This window comes from Accumulibacter sp., assembly GCF_032229525.1.
Taxonomy (GTDB): Bacteria; Pseudomonadota; Gammaproteobacteria; order Burkholderiales; family Rhodocyclaceae; genus Accumulibacter.
The window spans coordinates 1-3,336 of record NZ_JAVTWB010000013.1 but is presented as its reverse complement, the minus strand read 5'-3'; the positions used below and the strand labels follow the sequence as shown (position 1 = coordinate 3,336).

The 3,336-nt window shown below is 58.5% G+C and carries 4 protein-coding genes and 1 pseudogene; 3 read left to right on the top strand and 2 right to left on the bottom strand.

What is annotated here, in order from left to right; genetic code table 11:
• Positions 1-757 (top strand): annotated as a pseudogene (locus RUW20_RS01285) (arylsulfatase); the annotation flags it as partial.
• A 387-nt stretch (positions 758-1,144) separates the two neighbouring features.
• Here RUW20_RS01285 and RUW20_RS01280 read toward each other — a convergent pair.
• On the bottom strand, positions 1,145-1,273 hold the full coding sequence (locus RUW20_RS01280) for a hypothetical protein (RefSeq protein WP_313950382.1): 129 nt from the start codon (positions 1,271-1,273) through the stop codon (positions 1,145-1,147).
• Positions 1,274-1,298: 25 nt separating this feature from the next.
• Positions 1,299-1,562 carry a hypothetical protein gene (locus RUW20_RS01275; RefSeq protein ID WP_313950381.1) on the bottom strand — a complete coding sequence of 88 codons (264 nt, stop codon included), beginning with the start codon at positions 1,560-1,562 and terminating at the stop codon, positions 1,299-1,301.
• A 180-nt stretch (positions 1,563-1,742) separates the two neighbouring features.
• On the opposite strand from RUW20_RS01275, the gene RUW20_RS01270 reads away from it, so the two are divergent.
• Positions 1,743-2,012: a metal-sensing transcriptional repressor gene (locus RUW20_RS01270; RefSeq protein WP_313950380.1), complete on the top strand. Its 270-nt coding sequence runs from the start codon at positions 1,743-1,745 to the stop codon at positions 2,010-2,012.
• Positions 2,013-2,021: 9 nt separating this feature from the next.
• Positions 2,022-3,143 (top strand): nickel/cobalt efflux protein RcnA, encoded by a 1,122-nt coding sequence (locus tag RUW20_RS01265; RefSeq protein WP_313950379.1) that lies wholly within the window; start codon positions 2,022-2,024, stop codon positions 3,141-3,143.
• Positions 3,144-3,336 lie beyond the last annotated feature (193 nt).

Genomic DNA, 3,336 nt, shown 5'->3' with positions numbered 1-3,336 from the left:
CGACTACTCGCAGAACAACGATCTCGCGGCCAAAGAACCGGCCAAGCTCAAGGAGTTGCAGGCCTTGTTCCTGACTGAGGCGAAGAAATACCAGGTGCTGCCTCTGGATAACTCGATCCTCCCTCGCCTCTTGACGCCGCGACCGAGCGCCACCGCTGGCCAGACCGTCTTCACCTACACCGGTGAGAAGGTCGGCATTCCCGTGGGTAATGCACCGAGCATTCTGGACAAGGACTACACCATAACCGCCGAGATTACCGTTCCTGAAGGCGGTGCCGAGGGAATGATCGTGACGCTCGGTGGTCGCTTCGGCGGCTACGGCCTGTTCCTGCAAAAGGGCAAACCGGTCTTCGTTTACAATCTCCTCGATTTGGAACGCTTCCGTTGGGAAGGCGGCGTCGGTGCCATCGTCGGCAAGGACTTGTTTGGCAAGGCGCTCAAGCCGGGCAAGCACACGATTGTGTTCGATTTCAAATACGACGGCCCCGGCCCCGGCAAGGGCGGCACCGGTGTGCTCTCGGTGGACGGCAAGGAACTGGATCGCAAGACGATCAAGCACACGATTCCGATCCTTATGTCGATCGACGAGACCTTCGACGTGGGGCTGGACACGCGCTCCGGCGTGGACGACAGCTACGAGTTGCCGTTCAAGTTCACCGGCACGATCAACAAGCTGACCTTCAAACTCGGCCCGTCGCAAATGACGGCAGAGGCGCAGAAGGCTGCGGCCGAAGCTCTCAAGAAAGCCACGGACTAAGCCTTCGACTATGAAACGCTGGCCGTCTCCCACGAGGTGGCCAGTGACTTCACCAGCGAACCGGGCGGAATATTTGTTGCGGCGGCTCTACCTCACGTAGCTGACCGTCGATGTCGAAACCCGCCGGCATCGATTTCGCACAAATTGTCTTGAAAGGCGCTTACGCTGAATGACTGTTTCCAGTCTGAATCCGCCGAATTCGCCTCGAAAGAATGCCTTCCGTCAAGCGGCCGTTGACCGAGCCACTGGGTTGAGCCGTGGCCATCGGCTCGGGCCGATTTGCGGTTAGAGCCGGCTGCCGACAACAGCTGTAAAAGGGGCCAGCGTGATTTCGGGGTCAAAGGAGGCTGCGTGGTTTCAGCTTTTAAATGACGCTCCCTCTTTTTGTCACCGGCCCTTTTTTCTTTTTGGAAATATTTGAATGTTGGCACTGACCCCGGTGCTCTGACCTGCTTCGGGTTCGGCAATCGCCGCCAACGCGCGGCGCAGCGCATCCTCGCTGATCACCTTGCTCATGCCCAGCAGACCGGGATTGACCCCGTCACAGCGAATCGTGGTGACATGCGAGTAGCGCCGATGACCCGACAGGACGCGACAGCATCCAGGTGCCCAGCACATCGGCCTTGCTCGGCGCGTTCGGGCTGGTGTAGGACAGCGGGCAGCGTTCCTGCCAGCTCCACCACAAACCGGTGAGCGTCAGAAACTCGATCAAGTACGCCAGTTGTCCCATCGGCGTGGCCGCACTGTCCGTCTCCCAGCGCACCTGCACACGCCCGCCCGCCGTGTGCACTCCAGCGCACGACATTTGCATTGCGTCAGCCTTCAATCGCTTCAATTTCGACTCACCCATCCGGTGACTCCCTGGATCAACGTCAAACCCATAGCCTGCCAGCGTTTCGAGAACATCGCATGTCGCCAACCGAGATTTCTAGGTTGATCGCGATTAAGCTTGACGTATCCTATCCCCCTGGATAGGATACGTGCGATGAGTACGCACACTTCCCACCCGGAAATCGTCAAGCGCCTGAAACGGGCTGAAGGCCATCTCAGGAGCATCATCACAATGCTTGAAGACAGTCGTAGTTGTCTGGAGATCGCCCAGCAACTGCAGGCCGTTGAAAGCGCGGTCGGCAATGCCAAGAAGACCCTGGTGCACGACCATATCGATCACTGCCTGGAACGCGCAGTGCGCAGCGACCCCCAGAACGCGGACGAAACCATCCGCGAGTTCAAAGCCATCACCCAGTACCTCTAAAGGACCCCGATGACCAGTTTTTCTGCCCTGCTAGCGCAAGGCACGGCCAATGCTTGGCTGTTTATTCCGAGCGCCATCCTTCTCGGTGGCCTGCACGGCCTCGAGCCGGGTCACTCGAAGACCATGATGGCTGCCTTCATCGTGGCTATTCGTGGCACGGTGGCGCAAGCCGTTCTACTCGGAATATCGGCGACGATTTCCCATACGGCAGTGGTGTGGGTGATCGCGCTGGGCGGGATGTACTTTGGTCAACAATGGGATGCGGAAACCAGTGAGCCGTATCTCCAGGTCGCGTCCGCAGTTCTGATTATCGGCGTCGCCCTGTGGATGATGTGGCGAACCTGGCGGCAAGAGCAGTTTGCCGAGCAGGGTCATGACCACGATCACGACCATCATCATGACGACACCAAACGGATCGATACCGGCCACGGCCTAGTACGGCTGGAAGTGTTCGAAGACGGTGTGCCGCCGCACTTCCGCCTGTTCCGTGAAAGTGGGCACGGCCATACGTGGACGGCCGATCAGGTGAGGATTGAGACCGAACGGCCGGACGGCAGCATCCAGAAATTCTGTTTCGTGCAGCGCGATGGCTTCGTGGAATCGGAACAGGAGATTCCCGAACCGCACGAGTTTGTCGTCCGCTTGCGCCTGGGCCATGAGCACCACAGCCACGACTACGACGTGGAGTTTGTCGAGCACGACCACCATCACCACGCCATCAAGGACTACGAAGGACTGAACGTGTCGGCTCCCGGCTACCAGGACCCCCACGAATTGGCGCACGCCAACGACATTCGCCGTCGCTTCGCCAACCGGGAAGTGACGACCGGCCAGATCATCATGTTCGGGCTGACCGGCGGCCTGATTCCCTGTCCAGCCTCGATCACCATCTTGTTGCTGTGCTTGCAACTGAAGGAGATCACCCTCGGTGCAACCCTGGTGCTGTGCTTCAGTATCGGGTTGGCCTTGACGATGGTGCTTTCCGGTTCGCTGGCGGCCTTGAGCGTGAAGCACGTTTCAAAGCGCTGGAGCGGTTTCGGCGAGTTTGCGCGGAAAGCACCGTATTTCTCTGGTGCCCTCATCCTGCTCGTTGGGATGTACCTCGGGTATCAAGGGTTACACGCCCTGTAAAAGGGGGGCGCGTGATTTCGGGGTCAAAGGGGGCAGCGTGATTTCAGTTTTGAAATCACGCTGCCCCCTTTTTTGTCACCCACCCTTTTTTCTTTTTTGAAATGTTTGAATGTTAGGGCGTGTTCTCAATTAGGCCAGCCAGACGAAAGCACATGCCAGATGAACGAACGACAGGAAGGACCTGGCCAGTTTG